The following is a 21,759-nucleotide window of genomic DNA, read 5'->3' on the forward strand; positions in this document are numbered from 1 at the left end:
AAGATGGCGGAACAGCAGACAGAACAACGCATCGAATCGAATACCGAACCGCAGACCGGCAGCGACAGCCGGATATCAGCCTCAACCAGAACTATCGCCCCAGCCGCCCCAACCGTCAGCATCATCGTGCCGGTCTACAACGCCGCCACCGCGCTGCGACGCTGCATCGACAGCATCCTTGGGCAGGAATACCGCGATTTCGAGCTCATTGCGCTCGATGACGGCAGTCATGACGATTCGCCCGCGATCCTCGACGAATACGCCGCCAAAGACCCGCGCGTCCGCGTCATCCACAAGCCCAACAGCGGCGTATCCGACACACGCAACCAGGGCATGGCGCTCGCCCGCGGCACCTACATCCAGTTCCTTGACGCCGACGACTGGATCACCGAAGACGCCACCAAACTGCTGGTGCGCGCCGCGGAACACAGCGGGGCCGACATGGTCATCGCCGATTTCTACCGTGTGGTCGGCGAGGGCACGTCCCGCAAGGGCGGACTGACGGGCATCGACCGCGTGATTTCGCGCGAGGAGTATGCGGACGAACTGCTCAAGGATCCCGCGGATTTCTACTTCGGGGTGCTGTGGAACAAACTGTACCGGCGTGACATCATCCGTGGCCATCAGGTGAGTATGGACACGAGTGTCAGCTGGTGCGAGGATTTCATTTTCAACCTCGACTACATGGTGTATGCGGCGAGCGTGTACCCGGTTCACGTGCCGATGTACTACTACGTGAAAACCGAGGGGTCGCTCGTCAACCATGCGATGAAACTGTCGGAAACCGTGCGGATCAAGCGCTATGTGTTCGACTATTACACCGAGTTCTTCCGTCAGGTGTACGACGAGGACACGTTCGCGCGCAAGCGGGCCAGCATCTACCGGTATCTGATCGCGTGGGCGTCGGACGGTTCGGCGAATCCCGCTCTGCCCAGCACCAAGCGGCTTGGCGAGGAGCGGCTTCCCTTGATTGTGCCCGATGGCATGCGTGACAATCCTTTCATCGCGGCACATCTGGCATCTCGGATACTGGACCGATATTTGGAACGTATCGCTACGCAGTTCGGTATGGATCTTGGCGAAGTGCGGGTCATCGTGTTCCTGCATTATGGCGGTGATACCGCTGATTTCAAGGCCTTGCAGGATTATCTCGACGCCGGGCGCGTGTCGGTGACACGTCTTGCCGAGACCTTGGCGCTGAAAGGATACGTGGACTCCAGTCTCACGCGCAAAGGCGCGAAGCTCGAACTGACAGCGAAAGCCGAGCCTGTCGAGAGGATGATTGACCAGGCGGCCGCGGACTTCGAACGGCTTGCCATGGGCGGGCTGCAGGCCGGCGAGACGCTGATTGCGGAAATCCGAGACGCTGCAGCGCGTGGCGAGGCCGAAACCCGGGAGGCGGTGGATACCGCGCGACGGGCGGCTGATGTCGGGAACGATGATGTAGATGCGGCGCTTGATGCGGCTGCCGCCCTTGGCACAACTGGTACAGCCGGTGCCGTGGTCGCTGGCCGCGATCGCGCATCCGATGGCGCATCCGATGGTGGGGCCGCGGAGTGACAGCGTGGCGGTTTGTGTGTGATGTTGCACAGGATGATGCGCTCATTAATCCGTGATTCTGCCGACGCAATGTTGCGTATGTCTGGACATACGCAAGCCGACAGATACCGGGAGATTCCGCTGTTCTCCCATGCCTTCCGTCCGGTTGCGTATGTCATCGCATACATAAGCAGACGGAAGGCGCGGAAGAAGCGGCAGCCTGACTCCTATATGCCCCAGCGCCCCGCAGCCCTATAGCGACAGGAACAACTCGTGCACACGCGTGTCGTCGGTGAGTTCCGGGTGGAACGCGGTGGCGAGAATGTTGCCTTGCCGCAGACCGACCACATGCCCGTCCACTTCCGTCTCGACAGTGGCTTTCGGGCCAACATGCGCGACATACGGACCGCGGATGAACACGAGCGGCAGGTCGTGGATGTCCCCGAACGAGCCGACAGTCTGGAAGCTGCCCAGCTGTCGGCCGTACGCGTTGCGATGCACAACCGCATCAAGCTCGCCGAAGTAGACGTTGTCGTCGTTGTCGAGTTTGCTGGCGAGCAGAATCATGCCCGCGCACGTTCCGAGCACCGGCTTGCCTGCGTCGATATGCTGTTTGATCGGTTCAAACAACCCGGTCGAGTGCAGCAGCTTGCCTTGCGTGGTGCTTTCCCCGCCGGGCAGGATCACGCGGCTGATGGAGTCGTCGAAATCCTCGGCCGCCCTGAGTAGACGCCAGGATGCGCCCAGTTTGTCAAGGGTTGCCGCATGTTCGGCGAACGCCCCCTGGACGGCGAGGATACCGGTGACGTCGTGCGTCTGGTCGCCGCCCTGCTCCTTTTCGATGTACTGGACCGCTACAACCATAGGGTCCTCCTCTCTTTCATGCTCTCTTCGGCATCTCTGAGCGCGTATCTTGTCGCGCCGTTGTCGCGCCGTTGTCGCGCCAGCCCGTGTCTCACCCGGCTGCGGGCCGACACAGGCGAAGCGCGTCGGCGCCGGCCCGTACTACGCCCGGATCACTCTCCGCGAGCAGCCATGATGGTCTTGATTTCGTCCTCGTTGATGCCGACCATGGCCTCGCCCAGGTTTTCGCTCAGGCGGGCGAGCAGGTCCGCGTCCTGCCAGTTGGCGGTCGCCTGCACAATGGCGGCGGCGCGCTTGGCCGGGTCGCCGGACTTGAAGATGCCGGAGCCGACGAACACGCCTTCAGCGCCCAGCTCCATCATGAGCGCCGCATCGGCCGGGGTCGCCACGCCGCCGGCGGCGAAGTTCACGACGGGCAGACGGCCGTTATCGTGCACGTACTTGGCCAGATCGTAAGGAACTTCCAGCTTCTTGGCGGCTTCGAAGATTTCGTCGTCGCGCAACGCCTGCAGTTCGTGAATCTGCCGGTTCATCGTGCGCATGTGGCGTACGGCCTGGATGACATCGCCGGTGCCGGGCTCGCCCTTGGTGCGGATCATCGCGGCGCCTTCGGCGATGCGGCGCAACGCCTCGCCCAGGTTCTTCGCGCCGCACACGAACGGCACTTTGAACTGGGTTTTGTCGATATGGTAGACGTCGTCGGCGGGGGAGAGGACCTCGGACTCATCGATGTAGTCGATGTCGATGGCCTGCAGAATGCGCGCCTCGGCGATATGGCCGATGCGCACTTTCGCCATGACCGGGATGGTGACAGCTTCCTGGATGCCCTTGATCATGGCCGGGTCGCTCATACGGCTCACACCGCCCGCCGCACGGATGTCCGCGGGGATGCGCTCGAGCGCCATCACCGCGCACGCGCCGGCATCTTGGGCGATTTTCGCCTGTTCCGGGGTGGTGACGTCCATGATGACGCCGCCCTTGAGCATCTGGGCGAGGTTCCTGTTGAGTTCCGCACGGTTTTCTTCGGCCATGTCGATCCTTTCCGGTTCGGGCGGGCGGGGGCTGCCGCCGGTGTCGCGCGCTCGCGAATGTTGCGAATCTGCGATTTTCCGCGGTTTTCTCGCCCGTCATGAGTGATTACGCATCATTATGGCGGGCTGATTGTTTGAAATCCATTACGGAATCGGTCCAATCCGCGATTTTGTGACCCAGCCAATTCGTGATTGGATTGGTTGGGTGTGGGGTTGCGGTGGCTGAAATTTGCTGATTTTGCAGGGTGGGAGGTGACTTTGTGAGGATTGGCTCGCACGGTGGCGGGTTTCGTGGTGCCGGACCGGTGTGTGAGCTGACGGGGATGACATTGTGTGAGGATGTGCTCACACGGTGGGGCTTGAGTTGGTTGGGTTGGCCGGTATGTCTGTTCTGGAGGGCCGGTGTGTGAGGATTGGCTCGCACTGTGGAGGGTTTTCGCAGTACTGCGCGGGTGTCTGGATGGGTGTGGGTGTCATTGTGTGAGGATGTGCTCGCACTGTGGGGTGGAAGCGTCTGGAATTCGCTGATTTTGCAGGGTGGGAGGTGACTTTGTGAGGATGTGCTCACACGGTGGCGGGTTTCGTGGTGCCGGACCGGTGTGTGAGCTGACGGGGATGACATTGTGTGAGGATGTGCTCACACGGTGGGGCTTGAGTTGGTTGAGTTGGCCGGTATGTCTGTTCTGGAGGGCCGGTGTGTGAGGATTGGCTCGCACGGTGACTGGTTTCGCAGTACTGTGCCGGTGTCCGGCTGCTTGCGGGTGTCACCGTGTGAGGATGTGCTCGCACGGTGGGGTTGCGGCGGCTCGGTTTGGTTGGATTGGCAGGCTGGAGGGTGACTTTGTGAGGATTCGCTCACACCTTGCCGCCCCGCTTCCCCGCTTACGCTCCCGCTCACGCCCCGCTTCTCCTGCTTCCCGCCGCCCCCGCCTCTCCTCTCCTCCATCTGCCCCGCTGCCAGCCCGACACGCCCGCCCGCTTACGAAGCCGCGGATTTTCGGTTATGTTGAACGATGCGTGTCACGAGACACTGCGGCTATTTTTGTAGATTTCGCCTTTCATCGATGCGGCTCACGCATTTCGTTCGCAGGCATGTCGAGGAAAATCAACGGATTCGGGATCACCCGGTCCGGGCCTCGCTGTCTGCATTCACGCCCGTTTCGGCAACGACCTCGCGCGGCAAATGCGGCGTTCATGCGCGCAAACCCGGCGATCGTGCCGAAACGATGAACAAGAAACAACAAAGAAGCAAAACGCAGCAAACAACGAGCAGCGTCAAGAGCTGAAAGAGAAGAAAGGACAACACGTGACTTCGACCATCAGACCTGGCCGTGTTCTTTTCGTGGCTGGATTCGCCACATTCCTTGCCACATTCAACGAAACATTCCTCAACGTGGCATTGAATCCCATCATGCGGGACATGTCGGTGAACGCCGGCGTTGTGCAATGGGTGACGACGGCATACATGCTCGCCGCCGCCGTGATGGTCCCGGTCGCCGGATTCCTGTACAAGAAAATCCGCACGTCACGCCTGATGGCGCTGTCCCTTATCCTGCTGTTCGCGGGCAGCATCGTCGGTGGTTTCGCCCCGAATTTCGCGATGCTTGTCGCCGCGCGCGTAGTGCAGGCGCTTGGCACCGGTATGATCGTGCCGGTCGGTATGAATCTGACGCTCGCTGTCGCGCCGAAGAACAAGATCGGCGTTTACATGGGCATCATCGGCGCGATGACCACACTTGGCCCGGCGTTCGGCCCGATTGTGGCAGGCGCGCTGCTGGCGCATGGCACGTGGCATACGCTGTTTTTCGCGCTCGCCGCCTTGTCTGCGATCTGCTTGGTGTGTTCGGTCCTGTGGGTCGGTGATATCGCGCAGCTGACGCACCCACATATGGATGCGTTGTCGGTGGTGCTCGCCGCCATCGGTTTGATCGGCCTGCTGTACGGCGTGTCTACGGTGTTCTCCGGTCAGCTGGTTGCCGCTGTTGTCGCGCTGGTTATCGGCGTGGTGGCGCTTGTTGTTTTCGTGTTGCGCCAGCGTCGTATTCCTGAGCCGTTCCTGAATCTGGAGCCGTTCGGCAACCGCGCGTTTGTGCTGGGTGTGCTGCTGGTGATCGCCGCGCTGATGACGGTCTTTTCGATGAATATTCTGCTGCCGCTGTTTATGGAGAGTGCGCTTGGTTTCACTCCGTTGCAGGCGGCGCTTACACTGCTGCCGGCGTGCCTTGTGTCGTGTGTGCTGTCGCCGGTGGCGGGCAAGGTGTTCGACCGTTTCGGTGTGGGCTGGCTGGTGAGTGTCGGTATGGCGGTGATTGCGTGCTTCGTGCTGGCGTTGTCGTTTACTGGCGGTTCGACGACCAGCATGCGGATTGTGCTGCTTTACGCGCCTGCGATTGCCGGTTGTGCTTGCGTGATGGGGCCTGCGCAGTCGTATGCGCTGTCCAGTCTTGACCGCCGGATGTATCCGCATGGCGTGACGATTGTGTCCACGACTTTCCAGATTGCTGGTTGTGTGGGTTCGTCGGTGTTTGTTGGGATCCTGTCTGCGGTGTCCGCCGCTCATGAGGCGTCTGGCGAGTCTGTTGCGGTCGGTACGGCTGCGGGCTTCGATATCGCGTGCCGTGTCGCGTTCGTGGTGGATGTGTTGGGCTTTATTGCTGCGCTTGCGCTTGCTCGGGTTGAGGCTAAGGCGAAGGCGACCGTGGCTGCCGGCGTTGAGGCTTCCGAATCGCGCGAACAGGATTTGGAGCATGCTGGCGAGCCGTCGCTTGCTGATGCGATGAAGCGTGATGTGTATGCTGTCACCGCCGCTGACAGCGCTTACGATGCGCTTGTGGTGATTGTGAGAAACGGCACGACGGGCATTCCGGTGCTTGATGAGCATCATCATGCTGTCGGATTCGTGACGGATGGCGATATTATGCGCACGCTGATTGGCGACACGAATGACAAGGCGTCGATGGCGTATGTCTATGCGCTGTGGGTGCAGGGCGACAAGTTCACGCAGCGCGTGGCTGGTTTGCGCCAGACCAATGTGATGGAGATCTGCACGCATCGTGTGGTCACGGTGAATGAACATGCCACGATCCGCCGCGTGTGCGAAATGCTTGCCGGCAATCGCATCAAGAAGCTCCCGGTTACCGGTGGTGAGGATGGCAAGCAGGTGGTCGGTGTGATCAGCCGTTCCGATTTGATGCGGTACATGGTCACTACGGTTGCGCCTGCGGATGAGTGACGGGCACTGACGCTGATTGCGATTCCTCTTTCCGAACTGGTTGCGCGCAGTGGGCTCGGTGGTACTGAGCCGCTATGGTTGGCGTGCATCCCAAAACGGTTGTGTTGACTGACCTTTTGCCGTAACTGGTTCGGGGGGAGGGGCTTCCGCGGTTGATTGTGGTGTGCCGCACTGTGGGGCCGCCTGCGCAAAAAGAGAAAAGAGAAACCCGGCGGGGAGAAGAGAACCGCCGGGTCAGGGAGAAGAAGAGAAGGGATTGAGTTATCGGGTTTGCGCCCGGTCAGCGGATGTCCGCTGATAGTTTGCATATTACCGGGCAAGTCATTGAACACGCCCGTGTTTCTCTGCGAATTAGCTGAGAGTCATCGCCTGCGGTCGGAATTCCGTCGAAGCGAAGCGGCACGTTGCTGCAGCTCATGGCGGGTTGCCTTTGGCGGATTGTGCTTGCCGCGGGCGATTTGCGACAGGCGATTTCCAGCGGGATCCCCGACGAACAATCCGCAGCCGTCGTCCGGCGCGACACGCCATATGCGCCTGACTCGCGTAGCGTCCGCAAACTGATACCATGGCAGAAGTCGCGCACATGCGCGTTGCGATAATTGAATTTCATAACTGATTTTCATAACTGAATATGTCATCTTTACGCCGTGTATCGGAGGCGCTTGTCCCGGGATTCAAGTTCCGGCACCAACAACGCAGTCGGTGGGTTAACAAGGCGTGATTGCAGAACCGGGTGCAAGCACTTTGCATCCGGCCCCGTATACGAGCGTAAGGAGAAACGATGAGACGCATCATCGATCTTTGCAAGCGAGTACCGCTTCTTCCAATCACCATCATCAGTGCGCTGCCGATTGCGTTGCTGTGGGGTTTCCGGCCGTGGGACCATTCCCTCGGTTCCCTTGACCCGTCAGTGGGCCAGTACATCATCATCGCGTTGGTCGCGTATACCGTCGTAGACACGATTATCGGCATGGTGGATGATTTGCGCCACGGCCACGTCGGTGTCGATATTCTCGCGGTGATCGCGATTCTGTCCACGGTCGCCGTGGGCGAGTACTGGGCGGCGTGGACTGTCGTGCTTATGGTTTGGAGCGGCGAGGCGATTGAGGAATACGCGCAATCCAAGGCGGAAAGCAACCTGACCGCGCTGATCAAGGCTGCCCCGCAGACCGCGCATGTCGCCGCACTGCCGGGTGTTGGCTCGGCGGCAGGCGGGGCGCAGCATAGCGAGAACGGCTTCCATAAGACCGCAGACGCGACAAGTGCCGACCGCGCCGATGACTCCCATACCTCAACGGCTCCGGCGACCGATGACAGCAATGTGCACTTCCGCACGATTCCCGTCGAGGAAGTCAAACTGGATGACGTGCTGACCGTGCTTCCCGGCGAGACCGTCCCTGTTGACGGCGTGCTGATGAGCGGACAGGCAACCCTTGATTTGAGCAATATCAACGGTGAGCCGGTGCCGCGTGAGGTATTCGCCGGCGCCCGCGTCATGTCGGGGGCGGTCAACGGTTCGACCGCGTTCACCATGCGCGCCACCCAGTTGTCGCACGACTCCCAGTACCAGCGCATTCTCGAACTTGTTGCGTCTGCGCAGAATTCGCGTGCGACTGTCGTGAAAACCGCGGATATCCTTGCTGTGCCGTTCACGGTGATTTCGTTGATCATCGCATGCGTGGCGTGGGGTGTGTCCGGCGTGCCGACGCGGTTTGCGCAGGTGCTTGTGCTTGCTACGCCGTGCCCGCTGCTCATCGCCGCTCCGGTTGCGTATATGGCAGGCACTGGTCGCTTGGCGAAGGCTGGGATTTTGATTAAAGCCCAGGATATTTTGGAGAATCTTGGCCGCGTTTCACATATCTTCTTTGACAAGACTGGCACGCTGACAGTCAAGCAGCCGCAGGTCGTGCGCGTTGATTTGCTGCCGGATGCCGGCGCCGGAATCCCGATGCACGTCACCGAAGCCGGAACGGTCGCCATGGTGGGCAGCCCGGCGGGAGACGCCGCTGGTGCTACCGCGAATGCCGGTGCTGCCGGGGTCGCTGGAGGCTCGGGAGCCGATGCCGCTGGGACGGGAGCAGGCTCCGCCCACGCCCGCCTCGACAAGGATCATATTCTCATGCTCGCCGGGGTTGTAGAAACCTACTCCGTGCACATCCTCGCGAAAGGTATTGTGAAGGCGGGGGCGGCGGCAATCGACCGTTTGCATGACCGCTTCGACAAGGGCAACCGCAACTGTGCGCAACCCGCGACCGATCCGGGGCATCGCCGCGGTGATTACCCGGTCGTCAAGAACATCCACGAGGATGCCGGCAAGGGTATTACCGGTACTGTCAATGGGCTGGACGTCAGTGTTGGACGTTTCGCATATGTCACGCAAGGTCAGGTGGACGCCGGCTTGCAACCTCAGTCGGCTACACCGCTTGATTTCTTCCCGGACAGCCGGTACGGCGGTCTCGCCCCTGATGAGATGGCCACGTATGTGGCGGTGAACGGCAAGCTTGCGGCTCGTATCGTGATGAAGGATATTCCGCGGCCGAATGCGAAGGAATCATTGCAGCGTCTGCGCGATTTGGGTGTCGGGCGTCTGACGATGGTGACCGGCGACAAAGAGCCTAGCGCCCGTATCATCGCCGACGAGGTCGGTATCAGCGACGTCCATTCCGAGTTGCTGCCGGAAGACAAGGTGAATACCGTCCGTTCCGCCGCACAGGACAAGGTTGCTCCACAGCCGTGGTGGGATCGCATCATCCAGAAGCTGGTCGGCGAGTCGACCACGCGCCCGGTGTCGATGATGGTTGGCGATGGCGTGAACGACGCTCCGGTTCTCGCGGCTGCCGATATCGGCATGGCGATGACCGATGGCACGACGACCGCTGCCTCCGAATCCGCGCAAGTAGTCATCATGAACGACGACATCGCATGCGTGCCGAAGGCGATCGCGATTGCACGGCGGACCAAGCGCGTCATGCTGCAAGCGGTGATTGCCGGCTTGTCGCTGGCGATTGTGGGCATGGTGTGCGCCGCGTTTAATCTGATTCCCGCGGTGGTTGGCGCGTTCTTGCAGGAGCTGATTGACGTGGTGTCGATCCTGTGGGCGCTGACCGCGCTGCTCGATCGCGAGTAGGGGGTCGGGCTTCGCGCGGCTGAGCCCGGGGTTGCGGCCTTCTTGCTGGGTTTGAGGCTGGACTGGGCGGAGCTGGAGGCTGGTGGCCGGCCCAGTCCGCCTAGGCCTGCTGTCTGAATCTGCCCGCTGTGCAACTGGATGACCGCGCAGCGGGCAGATTCGCATCGTAATCCCGCTTGGGCTGTCGCTACCTGCCCATGGTGTAACCGTCTGGTCGCATGGCGAGCGGGTTACCAGGGAATTCTCTTGCTTTGGCTTGGTATCGGCCCGCGGTGTGATTTCCAGGTCGCACAACAGCCAGATATACCATGAAATTCGGTTGTGGCGGCTGATACTTTGACGTGGTGCGACTACCCAGTCACACCACGGGCAGGTACTCTCGTGGTTTCTGTTGTTCCGCCGGCTTTCAGCATTTTCAGCGTAATGCGCTGATCATTGATGTGCTCGGCGTGAATGCGTTGTGCCCCGGCACCAATGCGTTGTGCCGCACCCTATCGGACGACAGGGTTTGCTGTATAGAATCGCGCGATGGAATCCTTGTCGATTATCCGATTGCAGGGGTCGGCCGGCGAAAGCCCAGTGCGTGCGTCCCGCCAAGGTGCTTCAGCGTGTGTGCGTTCGCTGAGCTGGTTTCCGGTCTTTGCCGCGAGCTGCCCACACACCACGTCGATGATTGTTTTCTCCTCGTCCGTCAGGCGTGGTGTGCCATCAGGAAGGAACTGGTCAAGCTCGCCAGCGTGGATGAGGAACATATGACGGTGGAGATTGAACAGCGCTGGCGACACCGGCCCATTGCGCCATGCCTGGAAGTCTTCGTTAAACAGGGGGGTACCACGTTTGGACAGTGATTGGGCTTGGGAGTAGAAGCACAGTTTCTCGAGCTTCATGGTGCTCATCGTGCCGTTATTCTGGAGTATGTATGCTGCGACGTCGGTTATCGTTGTCATGCATCCTCCCCTCTTATGTTTTTCTCTGTGTTGTTCTCTGCGTTGTTGTTCTGCGATGCGTTTCTGCGATGCGCTACGTACGTTACGATTGCCATTATCCGGAATCTTTGGGACATCCATCATAGCGTGCCGGGGTGGATAAAGCAATGTGTGGAATCGGAGGTGACGATGAACGTCAGCCGCAGGAAGGCGACAGCCGCGGGACATGTTTTGCGCAACTGCCCGCCGGAATCGCAAGAATACCAAGACGCGATAACGGTCATGCTCCAATGGAGAGAGCAGCACATCGTTCCGACCCAAGAGAGTTTCCGGCGGCTTCTCGAGATTTCCAAGGAAATTCCGGGGAGTGTGGCAACGTACCGTTTGAAACGCCAGTCGTCGATCCTTGCCAAGCTGACTCGCCGCGGCAACGATTTTGAGCTCGGCGCGATCGACGATATCGGAGGCTGCCGGCTTATCGTTGATGACATGCGGCAAGTTGAAGAAGCCTGCCGACGGATGCGTGACCTGTTCCCGGAAGCAAAGCCGCCCAAGAACTACATTGAACGCCCGGAATCCAGCGGATATCGAAGCTACCATGACGTTGTTCAAATGCGCGTCGGCGAAGGGAAGAGATCTCTTCTCTACCGTGTCGAGATACAGATTCGCACCAAGCTTCAGCACTACTGGTCGACGACCGTGGAAGCAGCAGGAGAAATATACAATCTCGACCTCAAAACCCCGAAACCCGAGGAGGATTGTTCCGAAGAAAAGGAGAGGCGCATACGTGACTCCCTTCGTGTTGCGTCTGCCATTTTCGCCATGAAAGAGGGGACGCCGATGCCGATACAGTTCAAAGGCACGGACGAGGCGCAGCTTGCAAAAGCAGTCCGCTCTTCATCTGACTTCGAGACGTTGCTGGACGATCTTGAAGCGTCGGATGACACGGTTTTCCCCGTATCGTGGGCAGACGCTGTGCGTGCTGAAGGGGCCGGACTGTATCTCTTGGAGTTCTCCCGGACTGAACAGATCCTCAACATGCGCGCGTTTCCCGCAGATGCCTCGGATGCGCTTGATACTGCCGTCCTTGCGTATCAGAACGCTGAGAATGCCGGCAACAATGATGGGTCGGCTCCATTTGACAACGTGGTTCTTGTCTATGCGCGGAACCCTGACCAGCTGAAACTCGCCTACCCGAACTACTCATCTAATGTGCAAGCGTTTGTGATGCAGGTGAAGAATTTCATGCAATGACGGATCGCTTTGCCGCAGGCGCTAATGCATGGTCACTGTGTGATTTCGCAGGGCATGGCATCGGATCCTGCCCGGTTGGCCAGGGCGTGGCTGTCGTTTCTGATCTGGGCATACACGGCGGTGGACTGGGTTCGGGTTTCCTTTTCGCATCCTTTCGGCGCGCGGTGCGATTGGTTGGTCGCGCGGCGCTCGTACATCTTCCGCAATTACTGAGGTTGCGTTAGGCTGGAACGCATGGTTGACCAACATGATGACAAGAACGGACTGCGGATTGCAGTGATCGGCGCCGGCCCGGCAGGCGTCTACTCGTCGGATATCTTCCTGCGCCAGCTGCGCAAGGAAGGCGAGAAGCTCGGCGTGGGCACAGACGCCCGCATCGACCTGTTCGAGAAGCTTCCGGTGCCTTTCGGCCTGGTGCGCTACGGTGTGGCCCCGGACCATCCGAGCATCAAATTCATTGCAGACGCGCTGGAGAAAACCCTCGATAATCCTGACATCCACCTGTATTGCGATGTGGAGTTTGGCAAGGACGTGACGCTGGACGATCTGCTGCATCGCTATGATGCCGTGCTGTTCGCGACTGGCGCGGTCAAGGACAAACCGCTGAATCTGCCTGGCGCAGACCTGGACGGCGTGTATGGCGCCGCAAAATTCGTCGAATGGTACGATGGCTATCCCACCGGCGCCCGCACGTGGCCGCTGGATGCGCAGCAGGTCGCCGTCATCGGCGGCGGCAATGTGGCCATGGACGTCGCCCGCGAGCTCATGCGTAACGCCGACGATCTCAAGGCTCGCACCGACATCCCCGACAACGTGTACGAAGGCATCAAGAACAACAAGGCGCGCGAACTGCACCTGTTCATCCGTCGTGGCGTCGCGCAGGCGAAGTTCTCCGTGCAGGAGTTGCGCGAGATGGAGAAGCTGCCGGGCGTCCAGCTGATTATCAACGAGGACGATTTCGAACTTGACGACGACACCATCGAGGAAGCCGGCAAGAACAAGCTGACCCGTCAGATGGTCGAGGAGCTGTACGCGATCCGCGAAATGGCCGAAGACATGGAAGATGACGGTGACGTCGATTTCGAAGGCAACCCGGCGGACCGCAAGTACTACGTACACTTCAATTCTGCGCCGACCGAGGTGCTCGGCGAGGACGGCAAGGTCAAGGCGATTCGCGTGGAACGCACGGAAACCGGTGCCGACGGCGTGATGCACCGCACCGGCGAGTTCACCGACTACCCTGTGCAGGCCGTGTACCATGCCATCGGCTATCAGCCGGCCACCGCGCCCGGTATTGCGTATGACGAGCGTCACGCGCACCTGGCGAACGCGGGCGGCGACGGCCGTATCACCACCGAGGCTGATGGCGGCGACGTGCGCGACCGCCTGTACGCGACCGGCTGGGCGAAGCGCGGTCCGGTGGGCCTGATCGGCTCCACGAAGTCTGACGCCCTGATGATCGTCACCAACATGCTCGAGGATCTGTCGAAGGCTGCTGAGGGCGGTCGCATCGCCCCGGATCGCGATCCCGAATCTATCGACCGACTGCTTGCCGAACGCGGTGTCAAGCCGATTGATTTCGCCGGATGGAAGCGTATCGACGCGTTCGAACGTTCCGAGGGCGCGAAGGAAGGCCGTGAGCACAAGAAGGTCATTGAGCCTGAGCAGATGCGTACGCTCGCTCACGCCGAGTGATGCGGACGAAGTGGACGCGTGTGAAGTGACGCGTGTGAAGTGATGCGGGCGGCGGACCGATCCAGCGGGCTGACACGCTGGTGGGTCTTCAGTCTGGCATGCTGGCGAGTTTGGCGGGTCGGCATTGCGCGTTGGCACGCTGACGCGCTGGTATCTCGGATTGATCGGAACCGGGACGCGCTGAGCTGAAGGCGTAGCGCCGCAGAACCCCATCGGCATAACCCCAAGAAACGGCGGTGTCGCAACGTTTTTTGCACGTTGCGACACCGCCGTCGCGTATCTGGAACAGCCATCGCGCCGTACATCAAGCGCGTATTCAGAAAAAACTCAGCGACGGCTTTTAGTGTGAACACCATGAACGGCAACATGAAGGTGCATGGTCACTGCAACGGCTTGAAAACAGTCTTTCTGTTTGGGCTGATGTGGGCAATCATCATGCTGATTTGGTGGCTGACCGGTGCGAGTCAGGACACGCTGGGGGTGTATCTCGTCATCGGTGTGGCCAGCACATTCATCTCATACTGGTTTTCGGATCGCATCTCCATCGCATCGATGGGCGCACGGCATGTGTCCGAACAAGAAGCGCCTGAATTGTATCGGATTGTGCGTGAACTGTCAGCCAAGGCCGGCAAGCCCATGCCCCGCATCTACATTGCGCCGACCATGAGCCCCAATGCCTTCGCGACCGGCCGTAACGAGCATCACGCCGCCGTATGTTGCACGCAGGGCATCCTGCAGATCCTCAATGAGCGTGAACTGCGCGGCGTGCTCGGCCACGAGCTGATGCACGTGTACAACCACGACATTCTCACCTCGGCCATTGCATCCGCCATGGCGACGGTCATCACATATCTTGGCTATGCGCTTATGTATTTCGGCGGTGGCGATGACGATGACCGCGATTCCGGGCCGTTCGGCTTCCTGGGGGTTATTCTCAGCGCGATTCTCGCGCCGATCGGGGCGTCGCTGATTCAGCTTGCGATCTCTCGGACGCGTGAGTATGACGCCGACGAGGACGGCAGCAAGCTGACCGGAGACCCGGAGGCGCTCGCATCCGCGCTGTACAAGATTTCGTACGGCGTCAAGGAACATCCCATGGCCGCGACCGCTGGAAATCAAAGCACCGCAGCCATGATGATCGAAAGCCCGTTCAGCGAGGCAGGCTTCCAGAAGCTCTTCTCCACCCATCCGCCGACCGCCGACCGCATCAACCGGCTGATGCAGATGGCCCACGAAATGCACGGCGCCGCCGTCACCATGCCGGGCGAGACCCCGCAGGTGCCCTACCAGCAGACCGCCCAGCCCGCTTACTCCCAGTACGGCCGCTGACTATCGACGGTAAGGTGGGTGCCGGGCGTCGGCAGAAGCTTGTACCGACGCTGAGAATCGGGCGGTTGTGACGGCTTGGTGCCGGCGAGTCGATTGTCGTGTTCCGGCGATTTCTTCGATGGTATGCTAAATGGCTCGTGTTCGTGCCGCCGCCATCTTGGCCGGCAGACGCACGCAATGACAGCGAATGTGGATGAAAGGATTCGGCCGTGGCACAAACTTGGCGACAGGAAGTTCAAGAATCCCAAGACATCCAAGGACTCCCCGGCGATGTTGCGATCAATGATGTTGCGATCAATGACGTTGCAATTGATGACGCCGCTATCGGTGTCGCGACCGGGCAGACCGCAGTACAGTCCGCCACGCATGCGATTTCGCGCCACCGAACGTCAATCGGCATTGTATCGCTCGCGCTTGCGGTCGTTGCGCTTGCCATCGTCGAAGGTCTGATATTGCGGTCCAATACGGCGGACCATGTTGCGGAAATGCGGCTGATTCTTGCCGCGGGCGCGCGTTGGGCGGCGTTCGTGCCGGCAGCGTATACCATCGCCGTATGCTTCTCCGCGGTGGTGGCCGTGCCGGTGATTGTCGTGCTGCTTGGCGTGATTTGGGCGGTAACGCGCAGCGCCGGTCAGATGTTGCGGGGGCTGGCTATGGCTGCGTTGCCGATGGCGGTCGTCGGCCTTATCAAGACGATTGTTGACAGGCCGCGGCCCAGCACTGCCCGCGGCGCATTGATGCCCGACCCGAGCTTCCCCAGCGGGCACACAGCCTGCTCGGTGGTGGTCGTGTCGCTCGCGCTGTTCGCCTTGCATGTCATCGATGCGCGAATCAAGGATTCCCGCGGGCTGGCTGGCACGGCAGTGCAATCGTCACAATCGCCGCGATCGCCGCTCGTCTGGCGTGTTCTGCGGACCGTGCTGACGGTCATTCTGGTCGTCGTGCCGTTCGTCGTCGCGCTGTCCCGCGTGATTTACGGCGTGCACTACCCGACCGACGTGTGCACATCGCTCGTTCTGACACCCGTTCTCGTGTGGTGCGTGTACCGGTTGTGCGATCCCGCGCGGTGAGTGGTGCGAGTGCGTCGGGCGCGGTTGATTGTGTCGGCACGCGAATCGCATCGGCGGCTGCCGGTATGATGGCAAACGCCAATCGGCACAAGGCTTTGGACAGGAGATATCATGCAGCGTGACATCGTGAAGGACAGGACGTTCCTCGCCCGGAAATCAGCGCCCGCGACGGCGGATGATACGGCGGTGATCACGGACCTGCGCGACACCCTCGCCGCTCATCATGACGATTGCGTCGGCATGGCCGGCAACATGATCGGCAGTTTGACGCGCATCATCATCGTTACGATGGGTGAAAAAGACGTCATTATGGTCAACCCTGTGATTATCAAGCGCTCCGGCATGTACCTCACGAAGGAGGGGTGCCTGTCGCTGGAAGGCGTGACGCGGGTCAAGCGCTACGAGAACATCACCGTCGCCTGGCAGGATGACTCCTTCCACAGGCATGTGACCAGCTACGCCGGATGGGTTGCACAGATCATCCAGCACGAGGTCGACCACCTCGACGGCATTCTGGTGTGAGTTTGGCGGTGATTGTGGCCGGCTGCGGTTGGCAGCGGCCAGTATGTGAGCGGATTCTCACATGGTGACCTGTGACCGACCGAAATCGGGCTGACTGGAATGGCATGGACGCCGGAATGTGAGCGGATCCTCACATGATGCCGGTCGGAGGTCGTGGATCTGGCTGATGTTGGTCTGTCGGGTGTCGTTGTGTGAGTGGATCCTCACACGATGGCGGTCGGTGGATTGCCGGCTCATCGACTCATCCGATTATCGGTCGTTCGTATCCGCGCCCGCCATATCCGCCCGCGCTCGCGCCCGCCGCGAGAACCACACGTTGAGCAGCGAGCCAGTGACCACAAGCGCCACGCCAATCCAGAACGGCAGCCCAAGCGCGACCCCCAACAGCAGGGTGCTGGATGCGGTCGAAAACACCGGCGTCGCATAGGATCCGATCGCCAGCGTTTCCATGTTGCCGTGAAGCATGCCGTACCCCCAGCACGCGTATCCGCCGGCAATCGATACCGCGCATGCAATCAGCGCCAGATACCCGCCGAGTCCGGGAGCCTGCGCAGGAAGCCCATCGCCGGACACGAAATGGATGACCCACAGCGCGACGGCCACGCTGCAGAAGAAAATCGTCGTGCCGTCATACCCGTCGGCCATCGTCGGCGAGATGGCCGCGTACACCGACCAGATCAGCGCTCCGGCGAAGGCAAGCGCGAACGGCAGCGGATTCGACGCGATATTGCGCAGGGCCGATTGCACATCCAGACTGTCGCCGCCCACCGCCATCGCCACGCCGGCGGTTGCGATGATGGCTCCCGGCAACGCCTGCCAGAGCGCGCCTTGCCGTTTGGACAGCGCCGCAGTGAAGAGCACCAGCAGCGTCGGCCACAGATAGTTGACCAAGCTCACTTCGACGGATTGTTCGGCAGTGGAGGCGAGGCCGATGGACAGGGAAATCGAAGCCTCGTACGAGACGAACATGAGGCCGCCGAGCAGGAGGTAGCGGCGGGGCGCTTGGGAGAGCGGTTTCGGGCGTCGGGTCAGTAGCAGCAGAATGCCGCCGACCGTGTAAATCAGGGCAGAGCCGAGAGCCGCGCCGAACGCGTCTGCCACGAGCCGCACCAGACCGGCCATGAAGCCCCACAGGACGATGGCGAACAGGCCGATCACCGTGCCGCCATGCGAAATCGCGTGGCCGAGGAGCGGGTTGGCGGTGTCGGTGGTGCGGTTCGGCATGGCTGGGGCTCTCCTCTAGGGTTGCTGGGCGCGCGGTCTTGTTCGACGTACGTCGTCCGGTGTCCGGCACTCGGTACTGGGCAGGTGTGCGGAAAGTGCGTCGGAGCGGAACGAGAGCGCGTATATTGCTAGCAACACTGTACCGCCCGGGTGTGCACGCCGGGTGACGGCCACTCGACCGGCAGGCGAACAATCAGGCGAACAATCAGACGAATGCGAAGGTGACCAGTCGGGCGAGCCGTACCGCGCTGCTGCCGTTTCGTGCTACTGCCGTTTCGTGCGGGATTGCCACCACCAACCGACGATGTCAAGAATCATGCTGGCCGCCGCGATGATGATAATCGGAACGTCGTGGTCCCTGACGCCGATGACAATCAGCAGTATGCTGAGCGCAATTTGCGCGATGAACTGGCCTTTGTTCATAATCCCTCCAGATGTCGTGTTGTTTCAACGCTAGTCCTAGGGGTTCGGCGGTGCCGTCAGCGTCCCAGGTAGTGGTCTCGCGCTGACAGGATGCACAGGTCGCCGTCCGCGACCATATAAATCAGTCGATTCGCTGAATCGATACGTCTGCTCCAAGCGCCCTGGAAGTCCCGTTTCAGCGGCTCCGGCTTGCCGATGCCCTCGAACGGCGAGCGTTGCGCGTCCCGGATGAGGGCGTTGATTCGTTTCAGCGTGCGCTTGTCTTGGGACTGCCAATACAGGTAATCTTCCCAGGCGTCATCCGTCCAACGGAGCATGGGTCAATCCTTGGTGATGTCGTGCTGTACGGCTGCCCCTTCGCGAATCTGCCTCATGCCGCGTTGAACTTTGTTGCGCAGATACTGATTCTGGTACACCCGGAGCGTTTCCATGAGGGAGGCGTAATCGGAAGCGCTCATGACGACAACATTGTCATGTTCATCCTTGTTCGTCACAAGCAGCATATCCGCGTCATCGTTGACCCGGCGCATGTAGGATTTCAGATCTTTGCGGAAGTTCGTGTAAGCGACTGCGGTGACCATCTTCGTCCTTTCCTTGCGCTCCTGCCTGAGGTGCTGTACAGAATACTGTACAGCATATCAGGGAGGTCAGTGCGCAGCAAGTCTTGGATTGACCAAGTGGTGCCGGCTGGTGAAGCGTTGACGATGAAATGCCGGCTGACATGGTCCCGCGCGGACAGGATGCGCAAATCGGCGCGCTGTGGTAAAGTGCTTATTTGTATGTGCGGCTTTGCTGCGCAACTGCGGATGTAGTTCATCGGTAGAATGGAAGCTTCCCAAGCTTCAGAGGCGGGTTCGACTCCCGTCATCCGCTCTCGCGATCGCGGTACCGGCTTGGTGCCGCGATTTTTCGTATCATGACGAGTCCCGCCTTCTCAAACCGGTTGCGCTGGGCGAGGTGCAAACGTAATCGGTTCGAGAAGGCGAGCAGGCGAGCAGGCGAGCGCGATCAGCGCAGCGGATACCCTCGTCGTGCTGCCGCTGCGAGTCGCTGCGGCACCTGCAGTACGGTCCCGTCGGGCATCGTCACTTCAATGGGCTGTTCAGATTTGGCTTTCCAATGCGCTCGTCGGGAACGGGTCCGCGAGCGTGACATGCGGTATTTCGGTGTGGCCATCAGCCTTGCCTCGCTTTCCATCGTGGGTTCTTCTTGTTGATGACGTAGATGTGTCCGCGTCTGCGCACGAGGGTTGAGCCGTCTTTGCGTAGGAGGGAGCGGATGGATGATTTGACTTTCATAAGCTGCTGCCTTTCTTGCTGTGATTGTGACTGGTATTGCTATTGCCGTCGTCGGTTTCATTGCCGTCGAGACCGCGTTTTCCGTACCTTCTGTGGAATCGCTGGACTTGTCCTGCGGAATCGAGGACGACGGCTTTGCCGGTGTAGAACGGGTGGGATGCGCTGGTCACGTCCGCGTTGACCAGTGGGTAGGTGGCTCCGTCGGTCCAGGTGATGGACGGTAGCCGGTCGGCTTGCCCGGCGAGTGTGGAACGGGTCAGGAAGGTCTCGCCTGTGGTCTGGTCGCGGAATACGACCGGCCCGTATGTTGGGTGGATGTCTGGTTTCATGGTTCTCCTATCGGTTATTTGGGGTTGATTGGAGGCTGATTGGGCAGTCGCCGGACCAGTGGACGGCGGCGCCTGTCAGGAAGGCTTCTACCAGCTTGATTTCATGACGCCTGGCAGTTCGCCGCGATGCGCTTTGTTGCGCAGATTGATGCGTGATAGACCGAATCGTCGGTTGAATGCGCGTGGCCGGCCGTCGATGGCGTCGCGGTTGCGCAGGCGCGTGGGACTGGCGTCGCGGGGGAGCGCGTGCAGTCGGCGCATTGCTTCCATGCGCTTTTCCGGGGGCAGATGCGGGTTAACTGAATCGTGCCGGTACGTCGCCCGCCGTTCGGCGTATGCCGCGACTAGGCGTTCGCGTTGCCGTTGTTTGGCGATGAGGCTGCGTTTGGCCATATCAGCGGACCTCCCGGAATATCACGCGCTTGCGTAGTACGGGGTCGAATTTGAGCAGTTCGAGTCGGTTCGGTGTGTTGCGGCGGTTTTTGGTTGTTGTGTAGGTCGATCCGGTACCTGCGGTTGATCGCAGGGTGATGACCGGACGGATATCGGTGGTTTTGGCCATGGATTTCCTTTCTTCGGTGTGTTGTTGTTCTGGTGTGGCGTGGGGGCGCGGGCTATACGCGTATTTCGCCGTTGGCGACCAGCCGGGCGATAACCGCATCGATGCCGTACTTGTCGATGGTTTTTATGCCGCGTGGCGTCAGTGTGAGGGTGACGCGCCGGCCGAGCGACGGCACGAAATAACGTTTGCGCTGCAGGTTCGGTTCGAAGCGGCGGCGGGTTTTCCTATGTGAATGGGATACGGTGTTGCCCTTGCCGGCACGGGTGCCGAGGACTTGACAATGATTGCTCATGTGCTTCATTATAGATATTGAGAATCATTATCGTCAAGTGATTGTAGAAAGGCCGTGCCATGCCACGCCATCCATCGTTGCCATCATGGGGAAACGCCGAAGCCGGAACCCCGCACGCCAATATCGTTCTGCTGACCGGAGTCGACCGTCTCGCTCTCGACGCCGTTGCCTTCTCCCTGGCGGATTCACGCCCCTCAGTACGCGTCGCCACCTACGACGTAACGCCCGACCCCGACTCGCCAACCGGCCTGTCCCTGGCCAGAACCATCTGCGAGCCCGGGGACGACAGCAATCTGCTCGGCGGTGACGCCACCATATTCCCCGTGGATGATTGCTGTCTGACCTGCGCCTGCAAGCACGATCTCGTGCGCGTGATGAACGCGGCCCCCGAATGGTCCGGAACCATGCTCGCTGTACTGCCAGTCGGGATCGAAGGGACTGCGGTCGCACAGTATCTCGCGGACAGTTCGATGCTGGGCGATTTGCCGTGTGCAGTTGACACGATTCACGTCGCCACGGCAGTCGGCATGGACGGCTTCGAATCAAAGCTCTTCGACGATGACCGGCTTGTTATCGCCGGAACGACCGACGACGACGCCGTGCTCGACTCACGCTCGACCGGCGTTGTGCAGACGCGGCTCATCCGCGAAGCCTCGCACATACTCATGCTGCCGATGCTCTCGGCGGATGGCGGTGCTGCCCTGACGGATGGCAGTACGGCCTTGGGCGGCGCGGGCTTGGGTGGGGCGGACCTGGAAAGCACGGCTGTATCGCCTCGGCAAGGTGCCGACGAAACCGCACGACTGTCCGCAATCGTCACTGCGCTCGCCGATCCAGCCGCCACCATCCACCCGGATGTCCACTGCACCGACCTGCACGCGTTGATTGGGGACGTGTGCACGCCGCCGCGGGTGCGGGTTTGAAGCGTTGAAAGGCGCGATGGTCGCGTTGGCTTTGGCATGAGCTATCTCGCGGGCTGCGCATGCTCTGGCATGCGCGATTTGCTGGATGCACGTTTGGCGGAGCGCTGGTTGCCGGGGTC

Annotated in this window: 22 protein-coding genes, 1 tRNA gene and 1 pseudogene; 11 read left to right on the forward strand and 13 right to left on the reverse strand. The window is 60.6% G+C overall.

Going from position 1 to position 21,759, the window contains the following annotated elements; all coding sequences use genetic code 11:
- Positions 1-3: 3 nt before the first annotated feature.
- The gene (locus CQR48_RS00565; protein WP_101451606.1) at positions 4-1,560 is read left to right on the forward strand and encodes a glycosyltransferase family 2 protein; all 1,557 of its coding nucleotides are present in this window, start codon (positions 4-6) and stop codon (positions 1,558-1,560) included.
- 231 nt (positions 1,561-1,791) lie between these two features.
- Here CQR48_RS00565 and pdxT read toward each other — a convergent pair whose 3' ends face one another.
- Both pdxT and pdxS read right to left on the reverse strand, forming a co-directional pair.
- A complete protein-coding gene (gene pdxT / locus CQR48_RS00570; RefSeq protein WP_101451607.1) occupies positions 1,792-2,403 on the reverse strand; it encodes a pyridoxal 5'-phosphate synthase glutaminase subunit PdxT in 612 nt (203 codons plus the stop codon).
- A 152-nt stretch (positions 2,404-2,555) separates the two neighbouring features.
- On the reverse strand, positions 2,556-3,434 hold the full coding sequence (pdxS, locus tag CQR48_RS00575) for a pyridoxal 5'-phosphate synthase lyase subunit PdxS (protein WP_015449602.1): 879 nt from the start codon (positions 3,432-3,434) through the stop codon (positions 2,556-2,558).
- Between the two features lie 1,064 nt (positions 3,435-4,498).
- Here pdxS and CQR48_RS09050 point away from each other — a divergent pair.
- From CQR48_RS09050 to CQR48_RS00585, 3 genes are all read left to right on the forward strand, one after another.
- Entirely contained in the window at positions 4,499-4,720 is a 222-nt protein-coding gene (locus CQR48_RS09050) for a hypothetical protein (RefSeq protein ID WP_180334473.1), read from the forward strand.
- 20 nt (positions 4,721-4,740) lie between these two features.
- The gene (locus CQR48_RS00580; protein ID WP_180334474.1) at positions 4,741-6,666 is read left to right on the forward strand and encodes a DHA2 family efflux MFS transporter permease subunit; all 1,926 of its coding nucleotides are present in this window, start codon (positions 4,741-4,743) and stop codon (positions 6,664-6,666) included.
- A gap of 781 nt (positions 6,667-7,447) precedes the next feature.
- Positions 7,448-9,793 (forward strand): HAD-IC family P-type ATPase, encoded by a 2,346-nt coding sequence (locus CQR48_RS00585; RefSeq protein WP_101451609.1) that lies wholly within the window; start codon positions 7,448-7,450, stop codon positions 9,791-9,793.
- A 491-nt stretch (positions 9,794-10,284) separates the two neighbouring features.
- Here CQR48_RS00585 and CQR48_RS00590 read toward each other — a convergent pair whose 3' ends face one another.
- Positions 10,285-10,740 carry a Panacea domain-containing protein gene (locus CQR48_RS00590; RefSeq protein ID WP_101451610.1) on the reverse strand — a complete coding sequence of 152 codons (456 nt, stop codon included), beginning with the start codon at positions 10,738-10,740 and terminating at the stop codon, positions 10,285-10,287.
- Positions 10,741-10,890: 150 nt separating this feature from the next.
- On the opposite strand from CQR48_RS00590, the gene CQR48_RS00595 reads away from it, so the two are divergent.
- From CQR48_RS00595 to CQR48_RS00615, 5 genes are all read left to right on the forward strand, one after another.
- Positions 10,891-11,973, forward strand: coding sequence for a RelA/SpoT domain-containing protein (locus CQR48_RS00595; RefSeq protein WP_180334475.1), 1,083 nt, complete (start codon positions 10,891-10,893; stop codon positions 11,971-11,973).
- Positions 11,974-12,207: 234 nt separating this feature from the next.
- A complete protein-coding gene (locus tag CQR48_RS00600) occupies positions 12,208-13,668 on the forward strand; it encodes an FAD-dependent oxidoreductase (protein WP_101451612.1) in 1,461 nt (486 codons plus the stop codon).
- A 354-nt stretch (positions 13,669-14,022) separates the two neighbouring features.
- Entirely contained in the window at positions 14,023-14,997 is a 975-nt protein-coding gene (htpX, locus tag CQR48_RS00605; protein WP_101451689.1) for a zinc metalloprotease HtpX, read from the forward strand.
- Between the two features lie 209 nt (positions 14,998-15,206).
- Positions 15,207-16,067, forward strand: coding sequence for a phosphatase PAP2 family protein (locus CQR48_RS00610; RefSeq protein ID WP_101451613.1), 861 nt, complete (start codon positions 15,207-15,209; stop codon positions 16,065-16,067).
- Positions 16,068-16,178: 111 nt separating this feature from the next.
- On the forward strand, positions 16,179-16,589 hold the full coding sequence (locus tag CQR48_RS00615; RefSeq protein WP_015449613.1) for a peptide deformylase: 411 nt from the start codon (positions 16,179-16,181) through the stop codon (positions 16,587-16,589).
- 249 nt (positions 16,590-16,838) lie between these two features.
- Here CQR48_RS00615 and yddG read toward each other — a convergent pair whose 3' ends face one another.
- The 4 genes from yddG to CQR48_RS00630 form a co-directional block, all read right to left on the reverse strand.
- Positions 16,839-17,813, reverse strand: a complete 975-nt coding sequence (yddG, locus tag CQR48_RS00620) for an aromatic amino acid DMT transporter YddG (RefSeq protein ID WP_101451614.1) — start codon at positions 17,811-17,813, stop codon at positions 16,839-16,841.
- A gap of 264 nt (positions 17,814-18,077) precedes the next feature.
- Positions 18,078-18,236 carry a hypothetical protein gene (locus CQR48_RS09055; protein ID WP_180334476.1) on the reverse strand — a complete coding sequence of 53 codons (159 nt, stop codon included), beginning with the start codon at positions 18,234-18,236 and terminating at the stop codon, positions 18,078-18,080.
- A 56-nt stretch (positions 18,237-18,292) separates the two neighbouring features.
- Positions 18,293-18,553 carry a Txe/YoeB family addiction module toxin gene (locus tag CQR48_RS00625; RefSeq protein WP_101451615.1) on the reverse strand — a complete coding sequence of 87 codons (261 nt, stop codon included), beginning with the start codon at positions 18,551-18,553 and terminating at the stop codon, positions 18,293-18,295.
- Between the two features lie 3 nt (positions 18,554-18,556).
- Positions 18,557-18,817 (reverse strand): type II toxin-antitoxin system Phd/YefM family antitoxin, encoded by a 261-nt coding sequence (locus CQR48_RS00630; protein WP_101451616.1) that lies wholly within the window; start codon positions 18,815-18,817, stop codon positions 18,557-18,559.
- Positions 18,818-19,038: 221 nt separating this feature from the next.
- Between CQR48_RS00630 and CQR48_RS00635 the strand changes: the two genes are divergently transcribed.
- Positions 19,039-19,109, forward strand: a tRNA-Gly gene (locus CQR48_RS00635).
- Between the two features lie 135 nt (positions 19,110-19,244).
- Here CQR48_RS00635 and rpmF read toward each other — a convergent pair.
- The 6 genes and pseudogenes from rpmF to rpmB all read right to left on the reverse strand — a co-directional run bounded on the left by rpmF (position 19,245) and on the right by rpmB (position 20,717).
- On the reverse strand, positions 19,245-19,433 hold the full coding sequence (gene rpmF, locus CQR48_RS00640; RefSeq protein WP_101451617.1) for a 50S ribosomal protein L32: 189 nt from the start codon (positions 19,431-19,433) through the stop codon (positions 19,245-19,247).
- Positions 19,412-19,534, reverse strand: a complete 123-nt coding sequence (gene ykgO / locus CQR48_RS00645; protein ID WP_029576190.1) for a type B 50S ribosomal protein L36 — start codon at positions 19,532-19,534, stop codon at positions 19,412-19,414. The genes rpmF and ykgO overlap by 22 nt, the downstream gene beginning before the upstream one ends.
- A gap of 74 nt (positions 19,535-19,608) precedes the next feature.
- A pseudogene (locus tag CQR48_RS00650) lies at positions 19,609-19,863 on the reverse strand (type B 50S ribosomal protein L31); the annotation flags it as partial.
- 87 nt (positions 19,864-19,950) lie between these two features.
- A complete protein-coding gene (rpsN, locus tag CQR48_RS00655) occupies positions 19,951-20,256 on the reverse strand; it encodes a 30S ribosomal protein S14 (protein ID WP_101451619.1) in 306 nt (101 codons plus the stop codon).
- A gap of 1 nt (position 20,257) precedes the next feature.
- Positions 20,258-20,425, reverse strand: coding sequence for a 50S ribosomal protein L33 (rpmG, locus tag CQR48_RS00660; protein ID WP_101451620.1), 168 nt, complete (start codon positions 20,423-20,425; stop codon positions 20,258-20,260).
- Positions 20,426-20,477: 52 nt separating this feature from the next.
- Positions 20,478-20,717, reverse strand: a complete 240-nt coding sequence (gene rpmB, locus CQR48_RS00665) for a 50S ribosomal protein L28 (protein ID WP_033493616.1) — start codon at positions 20,715-20,717, stop codon at positions 20,478-20,480.
- Between the two features lie 59 nt (positions 20,718-20,776).
- Between rpmB and CQR48_RS00670 the strand changes: the two genes are divergently transcribed.
- Complete coding sequence (locus tag CQR48_RS00670; RefSeq protein WP_101451621.1) at positions 20,777-21,640, forward strand: hypothetical protein; 864 nt, start codon at positions 20,777-20,779, stop codon at positions 21,638-21,640.
- Positions 21,641-21,759: the final 119 nt, after the last annotated feature.

Source organism: Bifidobacterium thermophilum, assembly GCF_002846655.1.
Taxonomy (GTDB): Bacteria; Actinomycetota; Actinomycetes; order Actinomycetales; family Bifidobacteriaceae; genus Bifidobacterium; species Bifidobacterium thermophilum.